Origin of the sequence: Saccharomonospora sp. NPDC046836, assembly GCF_040645195.1 — a bacterium.
In the GTDB taxonomy this organism is placed as follows: Bacteria; Actinomycetota; Actinomycetes; order Mycobacteriales; family Pseudonocardiaceae; genus Prauserella_A.
Map to the genome: position 1 here is coordinate 91449 of NZ_JBEYXW010000016.1, position 18774 is coordinate 110222.

The following is an 18774-nucleotide window of genomic DNA, read 5'->3' on the forward strand; positions in this document are numbered from 1 at the left end:
TCGCGGACCGGCGCGTTGTCAGGTCGCTGGCAGGTCGATCCGCACCGATGCCCCGCGCCCGGACGGTGGGTCGGTGAAACGGACGGTCCCGCCGTGAGCCTTGATCGTGTCGGCGACGATCGCGAGTCCGAGTCCCGAACCGGGTAGGGCGCGGGCGGCCGGCGCGCGCCAGAACCGTTCGAAGACCTGGGCGCGGTCGGCGCGTGGCACACCCGGACCGTCGTCGGTCACAGTGAACCAGCCAGGTTGCGAGCGCACTGTGATCGTCGACGCGGCCGGGGCGAACTTGATCGCGTTGTCGACGAGATTCAGCACGCTTCGTTCGAGGGCCGCCGCATCGCCGCGCACCGACCAGGACCGGCACTCGACATCGAACACCTGCTCGCGGGCGCGGCTGCGCGCCCGGGTCAGCGCCCGGTCGATGATTGCGGACATCTCGACGTCCCTGCGTTCGAAGTCGTGCTCGTCGCGGGCCAGCAAGACGAGCTCGGTGATCAGCTCGCTGAACTCGCCCGCTTGCGCCTGCAGCCGATCGAGGATGATCGCGTACTGATCGGCGGGCAGCGGCCGTCCAGTTTGTCCACTACGGACAAACAGATCGATGTTGGTGCGCAGGCTGGTCAGCGGGGTACGTAGCTCGTGCGCCGCATCGGAGACCAGTGCGCGCTGCCGTCGCCGCGACTCGCGTAGCGCCGCGGTCATCGCCGAGAAGGCGCGGCCCAGCCGGCCGACCTCGTCGTGGCCGGTGACGGTAATGGGGCGATGCAGATCGTCGGTACGGGCGATCACCTCGGCGGTTTCCGTCAGCCGCTCCATTGGTGCCAGCGCGTTACGGGTCAGCAGCAAACCCGATGCCGCGGCGAGCACGGCACCGAACACCGACACGACGATCAGCACTGTGCGCAGACCACCGAGCGTATCGTCGATCTCGGTGAGGCTCCGGCTCACCATGAGAACCTCGCCATGACCCACGTTGCGCAGCAGGATCCGTACCGGTTCTCCGGCGCGGGTGGTGCCGTCGCGCAGCGCCGTGGTCTCGACGGTGAAATCCTGCGGTTCGGTGACGACCGGATCCATCCCGGACGGTGTGCAGGCCGTGCCGTCGGCCGTGAGCAGCTGCATGCCGACGACGAACGGCTGGAGCTTTCGGTTGGTGTCGTCGGGGTTGCACAGCGCCGCGAACCCGGGTGGGCCGGGCGGTGGCGGCGCGCCTTCGGGAGGCAGGCTGTTGCGCAGCGTCTCATCCAGCTGGGTGCGCAGGTTGTGTGACGTCGCGAACCAGGTCACCGTGCTGATGGCCGCGATCACCACCGCGACGATGCAGGCCGTACTCAGCGCGATCCTGCTGCGCAGTAGTAGCCTGCGCTCCCGATGGCGTCTGCTCATGACGCGGTGCGGAGGATGAAACCGACACCTCGTACGGTATGGAGCAGCCGCTCCCCGCCGGCAGCCTCCAGCTTGCGCCGCAGGTAGCCAACATACACGTCGAGGGTGTTGGTGCCCGGGTCACGGCCCCAGACGGCCTGCTGCAGGCGGTGTCTGGTCAAAACTCTTCCCGGGGCGCCGAGGAAGGCACTGAGCAGGTCGAACTCGGTGGGCGTGAGCGGCACCTGGCAGCCGGCCCGGGTGACCTCACGCGTCTGCGGGTTCAGCTCGAGGTCGGCGAACCGGCGCACCGGCGCGGGTGTGACCGGGCAACGATTCTGTTTGAGCAGTGCACGCACCCGAGCCAGCAGCTCTTCCAGTGCGAACGGCTTGACCAGGTAGTCGTCGGCTCCCGCGTCGAGACCGGTCACGCGATCGCCCAGGCCGTCGCGTGCGGTCAGCATGAGCACCGGCATCCGTTCGCCGGTGGCCCGCAGCCGCCGGCATGTCTCCAGCCCGTCGAGCTCGGGCATCAGAACGTCCAGGATCGCCAAGTCGGGCCGCCGGACGCTCCCGACCAGGTACAGGGCTTCGGCGCCGTTCCCCGCCGTGTCGACCTCATACCCTTCGAACTCCAAGCTGCGCTGCAAGCTCTCGCGCACGTCGGGATCGTCGTCGACGACCAGCAGCCGCATTCGTTCTCTCGCTCTCACACCTCGTACACCAGATGCCAGTCGAGACTAGCGATGGTTGCTGTGTGCCTGCTGTGTTCCCCCTGGATCGGTGAATTCCCCGCCTCTCATGATTCTCTCAGCGGAATTGGAGGTGATTTTCACTTCCCGGAATGCACCGTGGTGACGGATACGGTCACAGCGCCGTGCTCGGCTGATGTGCATTGCGGCGAGAAGGAGCGAGAAGTGTCGGTCAGCGCGATCCGGGGGAGGCAGCCCGATGGTCAGCAGTGCGGTCTCGAATCGTCCGCTACTGCCACTGTGGACATCATGATTCCGGTCTACAACGAGGAACGCGCCCTGCCGGGCTGCGTACAGGTCCTGCACGCGTTCCTGTGTGAGCATTTCCCTTTCGACTGGAACATCGTCATCGTCGACAACGCGAGCACCGATGCGACAATGGCTGTCGCGCGAAAGGTCGCCGAGGAGTTCGACCGGGTCCGGATCCAGCACCTGGACCGCAAGGGCCGTGGTCTGGCCCTACGGGAGACGTGGCGGGCCAGCACCGCTGATGTCGTCGTCTACATGGATGTCGATCTCTCGACGGGCCTCGACGCGCTGCTTCCGTTGGTGGCGCCACTGGTCAACGGCCATTCGGACATCTCGATCGGTTCCCGGCTGGCACCGGGTGCCCGGACGGTCCGTGGTCCGAAACGTGAGTTCATCTCGCGCTGCTACAACTGGCTCATCCGGCTCAGCCACGGTGCCCGGTTCTCCGACGCCCAGTGCGGTTTCAAAGCCGCGCGGACGGACGTCATCCGGCCCATGCTGGACCACGTCGAAGACGACGCGTGGTTCTTCGACACCGAACTGCTGCTGCTCGCGGAGCACAACGGACTCCGCGTGCACGAGGTACCCGTCGACTGGGTCGAGGACACCGATAGCCGGGTCGATGTGGCCGGCACGGCGCGCGAGGACATCGTGGGGCTCCTCAGGGTGGCTAGGGCGAAGGCATCGGGGGCGGCGCGGGTGCGGGAGCTGCCGCAACGCCCGGCGCCGCGTGCGGCTCATCCGGATGCGGTGCTGCGGCGCAGTGAAGGGGCATTGTCGTGGGAGGTGGTGTCCTTTGCCGTCATCGGCGTGATCTCGACGGTGGCGAACCTCGCGCTCTACGGCCTGTTCCGGACGTGGTGGCCAGTGCTTGTTGCCAACCTCGCCGCGCTGGTGCTCACGACACTGTTCAACACCGAGGCCAACCGCCGGTTCACCTTCGCGGCGGCGAACAAGGCACGGGGCGCGGCGCACCTGCAGGGATTCGTCGTGTTCGGCCTGTACTACGCGTTTACGTCGGCTGCGCTGCTGGTACTGCACCAGATCGACCCCAGCCCCGCGAGGGCGCTTGAGCTGGTGGTCCTGTTCGTCACCTCGATGCTCGGTACGGCGGGGCGGTTCGTCCTACTGCGTAGCTGGGTTTTCCGGAAGGCAAAGGGAGAGGACAAAGCATGACGATCGCCGCAGGGCACGCGGTAACGCCGGCACAGAGTGGGCCTGCGCCGCGCGCACGATGGCGAGCATGGGCACTCGCCGCGATCTGTGTCGCGGCGGCGATGCTGTACGCCTGGAAGATCAACGCCGGCCAGTTCGGCAACACGTATTACTCGGCCGCCGTCAAATCCATGACGCAGAGCTTCACCAACTTCCTGTTCGGCTCGTTCGATCCCTATGGCGTGTTCACTGTGGACAAGCCACCGATGGCGCTGTGGGCGCAAGCGCTCTCGGCGCTCATCTTCGGCTACCACGGTTGGGCACTGCTGTTGCCGCAAGTGATCGAGGGCGTCGCCGCGGTGTTCCTGTTGCATCGCACGGTGCGCGGCTGGGCGGGCGAGAACGCGGCGCTGGTCGCCGCCGGGATCCTGGCGCTGACCCCAATCACCGTGGCGATCAATCGGGACAACAATCCCGACACACTGCTCGTACTGTTGTTGATCGGGGCCGCATACGCCTTTACCCGGTCGGTGCAGGCGAACGCGGCGGCCGGCCGGACCCGATGGCTGTTGCTGTGCGCATTCCTGATCGGATGCGGGTTCCTCACCAAGATGCTGCAGGCGTGGATCATCGTGCCGGGAGTGGCGTTGGCGTATTTCGTCGGCAGCTCCGCGCCGGTCAAACGCCGGCTGGTCGACCTGCTGGGTGCGGGCATGGTCCTGTTCGTCTCCTCGTTCTGGTGGGTGGCGTTGCACGACTGGTGGCCCGGCGACAAGCCCTACATCGGCGGCAGCGCGGACGGTTCGGCCTGGGATCTGATCTTCGGCTACAACGGTTTCGGCCGGATCTTCGGTGACAGCGGCAATGCGACGACGGGCGGCGGCCCGCTCGGGGACTTCGACCTTCCCGCCGGTACGGCGCCGCCATCGGGCGGTGGCGGATTCGGTGGATTCGGTGGCGAGTCCGGCGCCACGCGCATGTTCGGTGACATCGTCGGTGGCCAGATCTCGTGGCTGCTGCCGCTGTGCTTGCTCGTCCTGGTCGCGGTCGCCGTTGCGGGCTTCCTCCGGATGCGGGGCGCGCGGCCCGGCAATCCCGCCGAGCGGGCGGGCTGGTTCCTCTGGGGCAGCTGGCTGCTCGTCACACTGGTGGTCTTCAGCTACGCCCAGGGCATCTGGCACCCGTACTACACGACGATGCTGGCACCGGCGATCGCCGCGGTCTCCGCTGCCGGGGTGGTCCGGTTCTGGCGCGCCTACCGGGCGGCGCGCAACGCGAGCTGGCTGCTGCTGCCGCTGGCCATCGTCCTCACCGTGGGCTGGGCTTTCGTCGTGGCCAGCCGGGATACCTCCTGGTACGGGTGGACCCGCTGGGCCTGCCTCGCGCTGGGCGCGCTCGCGCTCGCCGGTCTGGTCCTCGGCAGGATGTCGCCGGAGCACCGCCAGATCGTCGCCACACCGGCCCTGACCACTGGCCTCGTCGCCATGTTGCTCGTACCCGCCGTGTGGTCGGCGGGCACGGCCGCCGCTGCCGAGCTGAACGGCACGAATCCGACGGCGGGGCCGTCCGGCGGCGGATTGGGCGGCTTCGGGTCCCGGATGGCGTCGGGTGACCAGCCCGGTGGCAGGCAGCTTCCGGAGGGCATACCCCGTGACAGGCAGCTTCCCGGTGTTTCCGGCGGGGACGGCGCCGGGCTCACCGAGGCGCAGCGGCGCATCCTCGACTACGCCAAAGAACACAGCGAGGCCGCGAAGATCACGCTGGCCGTCAACGGCTCCGCGATGACGGTCGCGCCCTACATCATTGACTCAGACGAAAACGTGATCGCGATGGGCGGCTTCAGCGGCTCCGACAACACACCGTCGGTCGACCAGCTGGAGACCTGGGTCGCCGAGGGCACGCTGCGCTTCGTGCTCAGCGATGCCGGTGACGACGCCGGCCCTGGGGGATTCGGCGGCATGGGGCCCGGCGCGCTGAACGGCGCGGCACAGCAGGAACGCCGGCAGTGGATCCAGCAGCACTGCGCGGAGGTGGATCCGAGCCAGTACGGTGGCGGGGGGCAGCCCACGGACGAGCCCGGCGGCCTGCGGGGAGTTGCGCAGACCCTGTACGACTGTCGGCGCTGAGCACGCTACGCAGGAACCGTCCTATGCAGACGAATCGATGTCCGCGTGACCTCGTTCAGGACCGCGCGGCCAGGGTAGGCTCCGCCGGGGTGGCGAAGTACTGGTTTTCCGGCCGGGGCAGGCCGTAGTGCCCGCGCAGAGTGCGCTCGGTGTAGTCGCGGCGGAAGAGACCACGTTGCTGGAGCACGGGCACGACCTGTTCGACGAAGTCCTCCAGCACCGCGGGCAGGATCGGTGGCATGATGTTGAACCCGTCGGCCGCGCCGGAGCAGAACCAGTCCTCGATCACGTCCGCGATCTGCTCCGGCGTACCTGCCGTGACGAAATGGCCGCGGCCGCCGGCGAGGGTGTGCAGCAGCGAACGCAGTGTCGGACGTTCGCGTTCCACGAGGCGGTGGATCAGCTCCGCACGGCTCTGCGCACCCTGGACGGTGGCCGGGTCCGGAAGGTCCGTTGTGGACAGCCGTTCGTCGAGTGCGAGGTGGGAGAGGTCGGCGCCGCCGAAGCGCGCGGAGAGGTGGGCGAGGCCCACGGCGGGCACCGTGAGCTCGTTGAGCTCCTGCCACAACCGGTTCGCCTCGGCCTCGGTCGCGCCGATCACGGGGCTGAGCCCCGGCAGCACCAGAACGTGGTCGGGGGAGCGGCCGAGCCGGGCGGCGCGGGCTTTCAGGTCGGCGCTGAACGCCAGTGCCGTGTCCTTCTCCAGGTGTGCGGTGAACACCGCCTCGGCGTAGGTGGCGGCGAACTGCCTGCCCTTGTCCGATGAGCCCGCCTGCACCAGCAGTGGCCGTCCCTGCGGTGAGCGCGGGATGTTCAACGCACCCGTCACCTGGTAATGGCGTCCCTGGTGTTTGATCGGGCGGACCCGCGCGATGTCGACGTAGGTGCCCGCGGCGGGGTCGTCCACCCGCGCGTTGTCGGCCCAGCTGTCCCAGAGCTTGCTCACCACGTCGAGGTACTCGAACGCCCGGTCGTAGCGTTCGTCGTGGCCGATCTGAGTGCTGTCGCCGTAGTTGGCGGCGGTGGCCTTGAGCCAGGAGGTGACGATGTTCCAGCCCACCCGGCCGCCGCTGATGTGGTCGAGTGACGCGAACTGCCTGGCCAGGTTGTAGGGCTCGGTGTAGGTGCTCGACGCGGTCGCGATCAGTCCGATGTGCTCGGTCGCTCTGGCGAGCGCCGCCAGTGTGGTCAGCGGTTCGAGGCCGCCGCGTGCGGCGTGCTCGACGTCGCGGCCGATGGCGAGATGGTCGGCGAAGAAGATCGAGTCGAACTTTCCCCGCTCGGCGAGCGCGGCGATGTTCTCGTAGTAGGCGATATCAGTGAGGCTCGACGTGCTCGCGCGGGGATGCCGCCACGCCGCCTCATGATGACCGCGGCCGTGGATGAACACGTTCAGATGCAGTGTCCGTGACATCAGTTTTCCTTCCCTGGGTTCTCGTCGGCCACGCCGAGTCCGCGTAGCAGCGTCTGCCGTGCCGCGACGATCGCCGGATGGGTGCGCTGCCGGGGGCGGGGCAACCCGACCTGGTGGTCGAGCACGATCTTTCCGGCTTCCAGCACCAGTACCCGGTCGGCGAGCGCCAGTGCCTCGTCGACGTCGTGCGTGACCAGCAGTACCGCTGGCCGGTGTGCGGTGACCAGGTCCAGCAGCAGGCGGTGCATTCGCAGCCGGGTCAGTGCGTCGAGCGCACCGAACGGCTCATCGGCCAGCAGCAGGCTCGGCTCCCGCACCAGCGACCTCGCGAGCGCGACCCGCTGCTGTTCGCCGCCGGACAGCGCGTTCGGCCACGCCCGTTCCCGGCCGGCAAGGCCAACGTCGGCGAGTGCCGCGGTACCGCGCTGCGCGGTGTCCGGACCACGCAGGCCCAGCGTGACGTTGTCGAGCACCCGGTTCCAGGGCAGGAGCCGGGAGTCCTGGAACAGCACGGAACGGTTGCCGGGCACGACGACGGTACCGACACCGGTGACGTCATCGTCCAGTTCGGACAGTGCCCGCAGCAGTGTGCTCTTTCCGGAGCCGCTGCGGCCGATGAGCGCGACGAATTCGCCTGCCGCGATGGTCAGCGACACGTCGTCGAGGACTACCCGGTCGCCGTAGCGACGGGTCAGGCCCTCGGTGACCACCGCGGGCGCCGGTGCGCTCATGATCCGATCGTCTTTCGCCACGACAGTGCCTTGCGCTCCACCAGCCGCACGGCGAGGTCCGAACAGAGCCCGAGCACCGCGTAGATGACGAGCCCGACCACGATGACATCGGTCTGGCCGTAGTCGCGTGCCTTGGTCATGAGGTAGCCGATTCCCTCCGTGGCATTGATCTGTTCCAGTACCACCAGCGCCGTCCAGCACATCGTTACGGCCAGCCGCAGACCGGTGAAGAATCCCGGTAGTGCGCCGGGGAGCGCCACCCGGCGCAGGAACTCTGTCCGCGACAGGCCCACGGTCCTGGCGAGCTCCACGTACCGCACGTCGATGCCGCGCAGGGCCGCGTGGGTGTTCAGGTACACCGGCACGAAGACGCTGCTGGCGATGACCGCGATCTTCATCTCCTCGCCGATTCCCAGCCAGAGGATCGCCAGCGGGATCAGGGCGAGCGTGGGGATGGCACGTTTGATCTGGACGAGACCGTCGATGGACGCCTCACCGAGCCGGCTGAGCCCCGCCACCAGTGCGAGCACCAGGCCCACCGCAACACCGATGGCCAGCGCCAGGTAGGCACGCTGGGCGGAGGCGCCCAGATGGGGCAGCAGCTCACCGTCCACGAGCATCTCGAAACCCGTGCGCAGGGCCACCGAGGGCCCGGCCAGCTGGCGTGGCGACACCCAGCCCACCGTGGCGGCGAACTCCCAGACGACCAGCACGACCACGGGACCGAACAGCAGGCCGAGCGGTTTAACCGGGCGCGGCACGAGGCGCGGCTTTCTCGCGTGCTCCGTTGGTGCGACGACACTGCGGGGGAGCAGATCGCGGGTCACGGCGTTGCCGATCGGCTCGCGCCGGAGCGCTCGGCGGCTTCCGCGATCACCGGATCGAAGCGGGTGTCGAACTCCGCGCGGGCGTCCAGCCGCTGCGGCAGGTCACCGGCTTCGGCGAGAATGTCGATGGTGCTCTGTTGTGTCGCGATCAGCGCGTCGTCCAGCGGTGGGAACGAGTACTCCCCTTCGGACTCGACGATCGCTCTGCCTTCGGCCGCGGTGAGATCCTGGCCGCGTACGTAGTAGGCGTCGATCCAGGCATCCACATTGTCCTGTGACCATTGTGCCGCGGCGACCCAGCGCTGGACGAAGTCCCGGATGGCGGCGGCCTTCGCGGGATCGGCCAGCGCCCCGCCGCGGGCGTAGAGGTATTGCAGTCCACTTGCGACGCCCTCGGTCTCCGAATCGGGAACCGCGCTGGCACCGGCGTCGCGGTACTCGGTGAGGTAACGCGTGAAGTGCGGCTCGTTGAGCACCGCGACATCGACCTGGCCGGTGCGGATGGCATCGGGAAAGTCCGCTGCCTTCAAGGGAACCAGCTGGACATCGTCCGTGGTGAGCCCCGCCTTGCGGAGCGCGCGCAACACGTACGGCTGGCGCCCTGTGCCCTCGCCGTAGGTGATGCGCTTGCCCTTGAGATCGGCCAGCGTCGTCACGCGGACGCCTGGCGCGACGGCCATCCGGTAGTCGGGTAGCGCCTGCCGTTTCGCCGCGACGATCGGCACGGCCTCGCCGGAGGCGTGTGCCTGGATCGGCGGAGTGTCGCCGACGGCCGCGAGATCGACCGCGTCGGCCCGGATGGCCTCGAGTATCGACGGCCCGCCGAGGAAGTTCGCGTACTCCACCGAACTGGCCAGCTGGTCGTGTTCGCCCGATGCGCGCAGCAGGGTCTGCACCGCCTCGTTCTGGTCGGCGACGACGAGCTTCGTGCCGGATGGCACGGTGGTCGGCAGGGGCGTGTCCGTCGGCGGTGGTGCGCTGGCGTCCGTGGCGGGTGCGCATGCGGTGAAGGCCAATGCGGCGACGAGCGCAAGACCGATCCTGGTGGCGCGGCGGGAGAGCATGGCCGTGATCCTCAATGCGGCCCGTTCCCTGTACAAGAGCGGCTCACAGAATGAGAAAAATGGCGCGAAAACTAATGTGCAGAAAGAAAGTTAAGCGTGCGTACGAAAGCCGGATAGGTTGAACAGCGGCATCTCGTCGGGCGTCAAAGGATCGAGCCGAAACCTAGAACGGTGGTGGGTCGTGGAGTGGTTCGGGTTCGCTGGTGTAGGTGTAGCCGCTGGGTGTGGTGATGGTGACGGCGGCGGTTTCGGGGTGTAGGTGGTAGGTCCACCCGGGCCGGTTTTTGAGCCGGTGGTGGCGGCGGCAGTAGTTGACGAGGTTGGTGTGGTCGGTGTTGCCGTGGCGGTTCCAGGGGGTGTGGTGGTCGTTGTCACCGAAGTGCGCCGGCCGGTGACATGACGGGAACCGGCATTCGCGATCCCGCACCCGCACGAACTCGTCGGTGAGCGCCGGTGGCCGATACTTGCGCCGTCCCACGTCGATCGGCGCTCCGGTGAGCGGATCGGTGACGATCCGCCGCCAGGTCGAGGAGGGCTGGTGGGCGATTTCACGGGCCACGTTGGCCGAAATCGGACCGTACCCCGCCAACTGTGCGGGGTTGTCGTTCAATCCGGCCAGGGTGGTCAGGTCGACGTAAACATGGACATCGGCCTTCGCCCTCGAACCGTCGGTGTTCGTGCCGAGCAGGAGTTCGGCGAAGACGTCGGCCCGAAGTTGGTCGAGAGTGCGGGATTCGTTGCCGCCACGCAGGGTACGGGCCATCCGGTCGATCCGAGCGTAGGCGGATGAGGCGACCTCGGCGGGCAGATCGGCGAGCAATGTGGACATGCCGTCCTCGCCGGGTAGCAACTGCACCGACCGTTCCGCCCGACGGTGGGCCGCCCGCCGGGCGGGCCCTGCAGGATCGGTCTTCATTGCCCAGTAGGCAGCAACCCGTCGCACCTGGTGAGGGTTCTTGCCTTCAAGCCGAGGAGCGACAGCAGAGTCAACCTCCCGAGCCTGCGAGTCGTCGAGCCACGCGGTAGCGCTGGCCACCTTCGAAGCCCGATAGGAATCGACAAACACCGGACTCCATAGCAGCCAAAGTCTCCGGCAGCCGATGGACCAAGGTGGTAGACAAATCCACAACCCGCCGAGCATGCTGCTCACTAACCGACAACAGCAATGCCAACTCGGCAGCCACATCGGGAGCATGCCCCCGATCCTCATCCAGCGAGTTGATCGCCTGATGCAACGAGGCATCAACCCACATCTTGATCCGATTGAGAGCCAAGATCCGATCCGGAATCTGTTGGTCTAGCGAGAAATCCCCCACGAACCGATCATACCGCACTGCGTAGCGAACTACAAGGCGGCCTGACAGCGATACCCGGACCGTGGGGAACTGTCGCTAGTAGACAGTGGCAAAACTCAACCACAGGAGCGACAGTTTCACACGGCGCTCCGAAGGCGTGCCTGAAACCCAACCACCCCAACCACAAACACCTCAACGACCCCAACGCTAATCGCCCCCACCCACCTCCCGCGCCACACGCGACAGCCGCAACCGGTAGCCCGCCCACCACTGCGGGGTGGTGCCCGGTGGCAGGTTGTCGACGTCCTGCCGCAACCCGACGGCGCCGTCGATGAGTTCGCGGACGATGTCCGCATGCCCGGCGTGCCGGTGGGTCTCAGCGGTCATGTGCACCAGGATCTGGTGCAGGGTCACCTGGCTGCGTTCCCGTGGCCAGTGCGGTACCTCGCCGACCGCGTCGAGCCCGAGCCTCTCGATGGTCGCGTCCGAGTGTGCCCATACCCGGCGGTACAGTCCGACGATCTGCTCCCGCGACTCGTCGGCCGTCGCCCACATGTCCGCGTTGGGTTCGGCATCGTCGCTCAGCCAGGGCAGCGCTTCGGGGAACGGTCGGCCGAACACGCCGCCGAAGTACCCCGCCTCGCAGCCCGCCAGGTGCTTGACCAGACCCAGCAGGTTCGTGCCGGTGGGTGTCAGCGGGCGGCGGATGTCGTATTCACCGAGTCCGTCGAGTTTCCACAACATGGCGTCCCGGGCAGTGCGGAGGTAACGGTGCAGGGTCGCTTTCGCCTCAGGCAGAGTCATGCCGGACAGGTTCTCACCTACCGGTAAGCCCCCCACTCCGGGGCGGCCAACGCGTGTCTCACCAGCGTCGCCTGTGCGACACTGAAAGGACAGCCGCTGGCTCGAGGGAGTCGACATGGCCCAGCGAACACCACGGCACACCCAAGGCACGCGGGCCAGGGTGCCTGCGAAGCTGATCGTGGCCGCGATCCTGATCGTGATCGCACTGATCTTCATCCTGCAGAACCGGCAGAACATCCAGATCTACCTGCTCACCGCTACATTAAGCGGTCCACTGTGGGCGGTACTGGTGGGTGTGGTGGTGCTGGGCGGGCTCACCGGCTTCCTGCTTGCTCGCGGCAGGCGCTGAGGCGCCCCCGTCAGTGGCGACCGCGACGCTCCTCGGGGGGACGTTGCTGGCCACGCTGCACGGCGGTGAGAATGACGCGCAGCACCACGCCGAGGATCAGCAGGTTGCCGATCATCTGCGTCATGACGACGACCCGCGCGGTTTGCGTCACCGGAACGATGTCCCCGAAGCCGACGGTGCTGAAAACCGTGACCACGAAGTACAACGCGTCGGTGCGCGTGAGTCCCGTGTTGAAGCTTCCCGGCTGGGCGGCGGCGACGATCGAGTACGCGCTGGCGTACACGAGCAGGAACATGGCCACCACGAGGGCGAGCGCCTGGATGCCCTGCAGCGTCGGAAACGGCGAGCGCAGGATCAGCCGGATCTCCCATGCCACCACGGCCACGACCACGAGCAGGCCAAGTACCAGGACCGTGACGGCGGTGCCGTCGAGGCGCTGGCCGACGGGTATCACGTAGTACACCACCACCAGCACCGCGACCGTCACAAGCGGGCGGATCACGGCCAGCAGCACCACCCGCCTGCGTTGTGCCCTGGTGAGTTGGCCCGGGCCGGAAGGACTCGTGCTCATCTCGTCAACGGGCGAGCGCCTTCTGCTTGAGCGTCTCGTACTCCTCGCTGTTGATCGCGCCCGTGTCGAGAAGTTGCTTGGCCTTGGCGATCTGCTCTGTCGCGCCGTCGCCGGATGAGGACACCGTGCGGACGTAGTCGTCGAACTGGGATTGGGCGGTCTGTGCTTCGGCCCTGCGCCGCTCGCCCATGTGCTTGCCCTCGGCGATCAGGTAGATGAGCACGCCAACGAACGGCAGCACCAGCACCAGCACCACCCAGCCGGCCTTGCCCCAGCCGGAGACGTCCGAACGGCGGAAGAGATCGCCGAAGATGACGATCAGGAGCCAGAACCAGATCACCCACCCGAAGAAGACCAGCATCGTCCACACCAGGTTCAGGAATGGGTACTCCGAAGTCGCTTGCGCCAATGTCATGACTCCTCCTTCAGCGCGAACGCGTGCGCCGGCGCGGCGCGCCGTCACCCCCTTTCGTATGTCGGCCGGCGCGAGCCGCTCCTCACCTCGATCAGGTGAGTTGAGTGGTCACCCGTCGGTCGCCACCGCTCCCGGGTCTGGGCCCATGCCTCGATGTGCAGATCCGCGTTGTGAGCGGGCGCCCTGGTGCCGCCGACGAGGGGGCTCGCTCCGATGCCATCCAGTGCGCGTGGCGCATGCGCGGCAGCGTCGGCGACAGCCGCGTTCCCCGACACCACCCGCGCCGGGTGAGGTCAGGTGAGCCCGAGTTCGCGTGCGGCAACCACGGCGGCTCGCCGGTTGTTCACCCCGAGCTTGGCGTAGATGGCGCGGACGTGGGTCTTCACGGTGTTCACCGAGACCAGCAGTTCGGAGGCGACCTCGTCGAGCGGGCGGGGCGAGGTCAGCCGGGCGAGCACGGCGTGCTCCCGGCCGGTGAGCACACCGTTCGCCTGCCCGCCCTCGACGTCCGCGAGAACCCGGCGCACCCGGGACGCGAAAGCATCCGCGTCCCCGAACCCGCCGATCTGGTCGAGCAGCAGCGTGCGAACCGCGGGATCGGCATAGGCGAAGCACCGGATGGCCTCGTGTGGTGCGGCCAGCGAGAGTGCCGTGCCGAGGGCACGCCTGGCGTGGGTGCGCCGCCCCGCGTGGAGGGACACGGCGGCCTCGGACAGGCGGCACTCGATCTCGGTCAGCGCGACCAGCCGCGGCGCGGACCCGCTGAGGGCTTCCCGCAGCGCCCGGTCCGTCGCGGCCAGATCGCCCCTGGCGAAATGGGTCCTGGCCGTCATCAGCTGCGCTTCCGCGGTGACGCCACAACGTTGCACGTACCACTCGCAGACCTCACGCGCGAGTGCGAACTCCGCCACGGACAGCGCGCACTGGTGCTCGATCGCCGCCGCGACAGCCGACAGCTCGTGTGGGATGTGTAGCTCGGCCGCCTGGTGGCGCGCGGCCTGCAGCAGCCTCAACCCTGGCAACCGGGAGCCGAGATCGAACCGGGCGGCACCCGTGAGGACACCGGCCAGGAAGTGCACCACCGGCTGTTCCGCGTTGGCGATCCGCGTCGCGGCATCGAGTGCCATGCGGGGGCGCAGGTGCAGCAGCCGGGCGAGGCCGAGCAGGCCGTACCCGGCCGCGAGCCACGGAGACCGCTGCCAGCCGTTCTCGTCGGCCATCGCGATCGCCTGGGCGCAGGCTCGTTCCGTCGCCGCGTAGTCACCGGCTACAGCGGACAGTGCGGCCAGCGCGACGTGGTTGTGCAGCACGAGATAGTCGAGATCCTGCTCGCTCGCCAGCCGGTTGGCGACCTGCAGTTCCCGCAGCGCCGCCGCGCGATCGTTGTCCCGGATCAGGCGGACACTGCGATCCAGTCGGATCCACGCGTGCGTTCCCGCTGGCTCGGCGGACTCGGCGATCTGGTCCGGTCGCCCGTCGAGTGGGTCGGACATCCGTCCACATGCGAGCGCGTGAGCGGAGACGACGAGGCGTCGCAAGGCCACCAGATCGCTGTCCGGTGTGGACGGCCACGCCACGCCACAGCGGGCGATATCGGACTCCGCGGCCGCCAGCTCACCGAGCTCCAGGTGTGCCAGGGCGGAGTAGAGGCACAGCATCGGATCGTTGCGCACCAGCTCGGTGCCCGCGATCGCGAGCGCACGCAGCACCAGGTCCGCCTGGCCCCGCAGCAGGATGCCGACGGCGAGGTCTCGCAGCAGTTCCACGAGTGCTGCCGCGTTGCCGGTCTCCTCGGCGTGGTGCAATGCCTCCAGCGGGAAGCCTTCCGCCGCAAACCATTTCGCCGCGACGCCGTGCAGCACGCCGACCAGCTCGGGACTGTGCCGGTGCAGATCGGCTCGCAGATACGACCGCAGCAACGGATGGATGCGGTACCACTGGTGCTCTTCGCCCACCTGGACGACCAGCGAGCTCTCCCGTTCCAACTCGGCCAGCACACCACCGGCGTCCGGTCTGCCGGACAGTGTCGCGGCCAGCTGCGGTGCCACCACGTCGCCGACGCTGAGTACCCGCAACAGGTTGCGCGTCTCGTCCGGTAGCCGCGCGAGGACCTCGCCGACCAGGAAGTCCGCGATCGCCTGGTCGCTGCTGGCGAAGTCGGCGAGGAACGCCTCGGGATCGCCTGCCTTCCACAGTGAACGGGAGGCGAGCCGCAGGCCGGCGACCCAGCCGTCGGTCTGCTCCACGAGCCGGCGCAACTGGTCATCGGTGAGCACGACTCCCGTGTCCCGCAACAACTCCCCGGCTTCGGCGACGGAGAAACGCAGGTGGCTCATACGAATCTCGTTGAGCCGTCCCTGTACCCGTAAGCGCGCCAGCGGTAACGGTGGATCGGACCGGCTGGACAGCACGAGACGGAGGTTCCTCGGCTGGTGCCGGATCAGCGTTGTCAGGACATGCACCGTTTCGGCCCCGGATACCTCCTGCACGTCGTCCAGAACGAGATGCAGACGGCCGGGTAGCACCTCGATGGCGTCGAGGAGGTCCGCCAGAAACCCCATCGCGTCGGGCTCGCGGGGTGGCGTCAGCGTCCGTACGGCGCAGTCGGCAGGAACGGCGGCGCAGTCGCAGATCGCGGCGAGTACCGCAGTGAGGAAACGCTCCGCGCAGTCGTCGTCGCTGTCCAGCGCGATCCATGCCTTGTCCGCCTTGCCGGTCGAGCTGACCCAGTCGGCGAGCAGGAACGTCTTGCCGTACCCGGCGGGGGCACAGACCAGCGTCACATCGGAGGCCGCGACAGCGTGTCCCAGCTGATCCAGCAGCCGCGGCCGCGCCACGACAGTCGCTGGCACCCGTGGTGCGGCGAGCTTGGCGTGCGGCAGCCGCCACCTTCGTGGCCGGTCGTGACCGATGTCCTTCATTGTTGTGACGCTATGGATGCGCGCAAAATGGTCACTAGGGTCCAACGGCACAACCGCGCAGGGCCCGATCACTCCGGCACGTCAAGGATTTCGGCCTCCAGCAGGCCCTGCATCACGGCTGCCGCGACGGCATCACGGCGCCTGCGCACGGAGAGCTTCGCGTAGATGCCGCGGATGTGTGTCTTCACGGTGTTCGGTGACAGCGTCAGGTCTTCGGCAATCTCCTCGATGGACCGCAGCGTCGGCAACAGGCGTAGAACACTGCGTTCCCGTTCAGTGAGCGGTGGAGGGAGCGGCGGCGGGCGCAGTTTCCCCCGCCGCGCGAGGATCTGGCCCGCGAAGCGTTCGCCCGCGCCGAGCCTGCCCAGCAGTCTGGTCAGCATGGCGAGCACATCCGGCGAGGCGAACACGAGCGGATACCAGACATCCATGCGTTCTGCCGCCGACAGTGCCTTGTCGAGCAACCGCCGCGCCCTGACGTCGTCTTCCGTGTCCACCGCGATCTGCACACCGGTCAGTGCCGCCTCGATGGGTGTCCACGGCAGCACGGTGGGCACGGCGTTGTCGAGCACCGGCCGCACCACGTTGTCCGCGGAACCGGGCCTGCCGAGTGCGAGCTGCGCGCGCGCCCGCATCACGAGCAGCTCGCCCGAGCCGGCGAGCGCGGGCTGGCTCCAGCGCAGGATCGACCGGGCGTGCTCGCCTGCCCCGAGCAGGACCGCCGCGCGGTGTTCCAGGACCGCGAGCAGCGCCGCCTGCCCGACGGGCAGCGCCTCAGCGGCCGAGGCCGTCCGCGCCCGCTCCATCCGCCGCAGCCCGCCATGCCACTCGCCGAGCTCGAACTCCGCAGCGCCGCGCAACGTCCCCGCCACCCGCTGGTCTGTCACGGTGATGGGCGGTGCCGCGTCGTCGAACAGCTGCCCTACCCGGATGGCCTGCTCCACACAGCTCGCCGGTTCCGCGCGGAGCAACGCGCCGTAGGCCAGCAGCGTGCAGGCGGCCGCGCCATCGACCGTACGGTGGCGTCCCAGTGGTTCCTGGCGAGTGTCGACCTCGCGAGCCACGGTGGTCATCAGGCGCAGGTCACCGATCGCCTCGGCGAGCTCGCCCAGCAGCGTCAGGCAGCGGGTTGCCACGTGCTGCTGCCCGCGGTCCTCGGCCTCCTCGAGGACCGCCGCCAGCCGCGCGTGGGCGTCCGTGTGGTCACCGCGGGTGAGCGCGGCTGTCTCCTGGGCCAGGGTGGCCAGCGCCGCCAGTGCGGTGTCCTGCGCCAGGCCGGTGTCCACCGCCTCCGCGGTGCGGACGATCCGCTGGACGTCGCCGTCGAGCTGCGCGCGGCGCGCGTGGTCGAGCTGCCGCAGCACCGTCAGCTCGGCGTCGGGCCGATCCGGCCAGACGGCGTCGACATGGGCGAGGTGCAGGTCGGCGATGCCGGTCTCGCCTGCTTCGAGGTACAGAGCCGCGACAACGAGCGACAACAGGGGATCGCCGGTGATCCGGCGATCGTCGAGGACGGCCAGCGCCTGGCGCAGCACAGCGTGCTGCCCGGCGAGGAAGAGCCGCACCGCTTCCCGGCCCAGCGCCGCCGCGATGCGCTCGGCGTCCCGTGCCTGGGCCCAGTGCGTGAGGGCCTCGGCGGGGCGTGCCTCCGCGGCGAACCACCCCGCCGCCAGCGAATGCAGTGCCAGCATCCGGCTGGGTTCGCGGCGGGACAGGTCGGCCCGCAGGTAGGACCGCAGCAGGGCAGGCAGGCGGTACTGGCTGCGCCGGGCGTCGGCATGGACCGTCAGCACGGTGCGCCGGCTGAGGTCGTGCAGCAGCGCCGCGGCATCCGGCCGCCCGGACAGCACGCTCGCCAGCTCGGGCGTGACCTCGTCGCACACGCTGATGGCACGCAGGAACTCGTACGCCTCGGCATCCAGCTGCGACAGCACCTCGTCGCGCAGGTACTCCAGCAGCGCCCGGTCGTGACCGGCGAGGAACTCCTCGAGCCCGCCCTGCCGTACTGCCGACGCGGCGGCCAGCCGTAGCCCCACGGCCCACCCCTCGGTCGCCTCGATGAGCCGGTCCAGCCCGCCGTTGGGCACTGCGGCTCCCGCGGCGACGAACAGTGCGCCCGCCTCGACGGGGGAGAACCTCAGCTCGTCGGCCCGTATCTCGACGAGCTCGTCGGCAAGGCGTAGCCGGTTCAGCGGCAGCGGCGGATCGGCCCGTCCCGACGCGACCAGCCGCAGCCCGGCGGGCTGATGCCGGATCAGCGCCTGCAACCCGCGCTGTGTCTGCGGATCGGTGATCTCGTCCAGCGCGTCCAGTACCAGCAGCACCGGGGTGGGCAGCTTGTCGAGTGCGTCCACGACGTCGGCGAGGAAGGCGAGGTCCACGCTCGGCGTGCCGGGCAGTTCGAGGCTCCGTAGCGGGCTGTCCTGCGGCACCTGGCTGGTGGCGCCGAGTGCATCGAGCAACGCCGACCACAGCCGTCGGTCGTCGTTGTCGTCCGCGTCGATCGACACCCACGCCACGTCCTGCGCGGCGCGGCGCTGGGCCCATTCCGCCAGCAGCAGCGTCTTGCCGAACCCCGCGGGCGCGCACACCAGCGTCGCGGTCGCGTCACGCGCCTGATCGAGTGCCGACAAGAGCCGCGGGCGGGAGACCAGATTGGCAGGCAGGTCCGGAACCACGACCTTGGTTCGCGGTACCCGCCAGGCGTTCCCCCTGCGCGGGTCCGGCATGGGTACC

The 18774-nt window shown here is 68.7% G+C and carries 16 protein-coding genes; 3 read left to right on the forward strand and 13 right to left on the reverse strand.

Features of this window, described 5'->3' with window-relative positions; translation table 11 throughout:
- Positions 1–18 precede the first annotated feature (18 nt).
- Positions 19–1386, reverse strand: a complete 1368-nt coding sequence (locus ABZ863_RS19375) for a HAMP domain-containing sensor histidine kinase (protein WP_358537337.1) — start codon at positions 1384–1386, stop codon at positions 19–21.
- Complete coding sequence (locus tag ABZ863_RS19380) at positions 1383–2060, reverse strand: response regulator transcription factor (protein WP_358537339.1); 678 nt, start codon at positions 2058–2060, stop codon at positions 1383–1385. Before ABZ863_RS19380 ends, ABZ863_RS19375 begins: the two co-directional genes overlap by 4 nt.
- 306 nt (positions 2061–2366) lie before the next feature.
- Here ABZ863_RS19380 and ABZ863_RS19385 point away from each other — a divergent pair, with 306 nt between their 5' ends.
- Complete coding sequence (locus tag ABZ863_RS19385) at positions 2367–3542, forward strand: bifunctional glycosyltransferase family 2/GtrA family protein (protein WP_358537522.1); 1176 nt, start codon at positions 2367–2369, stop codon at positions 3540–3542.
- On the forward strand, positions 3539–5647 hold the full coding sequence (locus tag ABZ863_RS19390; RefSeq protein ID WP_358537342.1) for a glycosyltransferase family 39 protein: 2109 nt from the start codon (positions 3539–3541) through the stop codon (positions 5645–5647). Before ABZ863_RS19385 ends, ABZ863_RS19390 begins: the two co-directional genes overlap by 4 nt.
- 55 nt (positions 5648–5702) lie before the next feature.
- On the opposite strand, the gene ABZ863_RS19395 is transcribed toward ABZ863_RS19390, so the two are convergent.
- The 7 genes from ABZ863_RS19395 to ABZ863_RS19425 form a co-directional block, all read right to left on the reverse strand.
- Positions 5703–7061 (reverse strand): LLM class flavin-dependent oxidoreductase, encoded by a 1359-nt coding sequence (locus ABZ863_RS19395; RefSeq protein WP_358537344.1) that lies wholly within the window; start codon positions 7059–7061, stop codon positions 5703–5705.
- Positions 7061–7792 carry an ABC transporter ATP-binding protein gene (locus tag ABZ863_RS19400; protein WP_358537346.1) on the reverse strand — a complete coding sequence of 244 codons (732 nt, stop codon included), beginning with the start codon at positions 7790–7792 and terminating at the stop codon, positions 7061–7063. Before ABZ863_RS19400 ends, ABZ863_RS19395 begins: the two co-directional genes overlap by 1 nt.
- Positions 7789–8553, reverse strand: coding sequence for an ABC transporter permease (locus tag ABZ863_RS19405; protein ID WP_358537348.1), 765 nt, complete (start codon positions 8551–8553; stop codon positions 7789–7791). The genes ABZ863_RS19400 and ABZ863_RS19405 overlap by 4 nt, the downstream gene beginning before the upstream one ends.
- Before the next feature lie 62 nt (positions 8554–8615).
- Complete coding sequence (locus ABZ863_RS19410) at positions 8616–9683, reverse strand: ABC transporter substrate-binding protein (protein ID WP_358537350.1); 1068 nt, start codon at positions 9681–9683, stop codon at positions 8616–8618.
- A gap of 163 nt (positions 9684–9846) precedes the next feature.
- The gene (locus ABZ863_RS19415) at positions 9847–10749 is read right to left on the reverse strand and encodes a DUF222 domain-containing protein (RefSeq protein ID WP_358537352.1); all 903 of its coding nucleotides are present in this window, start codon (positions 10747–10749) and stop codon (positions 9847–9849) included.
- Positions 10670–10999 carry a hypothetical protein gene (locus ABZ863_RS19420; RefSeq protein WP_358537531.1) on the reverse strand — a complete coding sequence of 110 codons (330 nt, stop codon included), beginning with the start codon at positions 10997–10999 and terminating at the stop codon, positions 10670–10672. Before ABZ863_RS19420 ends, ABZ863_RS19415 begins: the two co-directional genes overlap by 80 nt.
- Before the next feature lie 186 nt (positions 11000–11185).
- Positions 11186–11782 (reverse strand): DinB family protein, encoded by a 597-nt coding sequence (locus ABZ863_RS19425; RefSeq protein WP_358537354.1) that lies wholly within the window; start codon positions 11780–11782, stop codon positions 11186–11188.
- A gap of 115 nt (positions 11783–11897) precedes the next feature.
- Between ABZ863_RS19425 and ABZ863_RS19430 the strand changes: the two genes are divergently transcribed.
- Positions 11898–12131 (forward strand): DUF1049 domain-containing protein, encoded by a 234-nt coding sequence (locus ABZ863_RS19430; protein WP_358537357.1) that lies wholly within the window; start codon positions 11898–11900, stop codon positions 12129–12131.
- A gap of 10 nt (positions 12132–12141) precedes the next feature.
- Here ABZ863_RS19430 and ABZ863_RS19435 read toward each other — a convergent pair whose 3' ends face one another.
- The 4 genes from ABZ863_RS19435 to ABZ863_RS19450 all read right to left on the reverse strand — a co-directional run bounded on the left by ABZ863_RS19435 (position 12142) and on the right by ABZ863_RS19450 (position 18767).
- On the reverse strand, positions 12142–12702 hold the full coding sequence (locus tag ABZ863_RS19435; RefSeq protein ID WP_358537359.1) for a potassium channel family protein: 561 nt from the start codon (positions 12700–12702) through the stop codon (positions 12142–12144).
- 4 nt (positions 12703–12706) lie between these two features.
- Positions 12707–13117: an SHOCT domain-containing protein gene (locus tag ABZ863_RS19440; protein ID WP_358537361.1), complete on the reverse strand. Its 411-nt coding sequence runs from the start codon at positions 13115–13117 to the stop codon at positions 12707–12709.
- Positions 13118–13410: 293 nt separating this feature from the next.
- On the reverse strand, positions 13411–16038 hold the full coding sequence (locus ABZ863_RS19445) for a LuxR C-terminal-related transcriptional regulator (RefSeq protein ID WP_358537364.1): 2628 nt from the start codon (positions 16036–16038) through the stop codon (positions 13411–13413).
- Positions 16039–16106: 68 nt separating this feature from the next.
- On the reverse strand, positions 16107–18767 hold the full coding sequence (locus tag ABZ863_RS19450; RefSeq protein ID WP_358537367.1) for a LuxR C-terminal-related transcriptional regulator: 2661 nt from the start codon (positions 18765–18767) through the stop codon (positions 16107–16109).
- Positions 18768–18774: the final 7 nt, after the last annotated feature.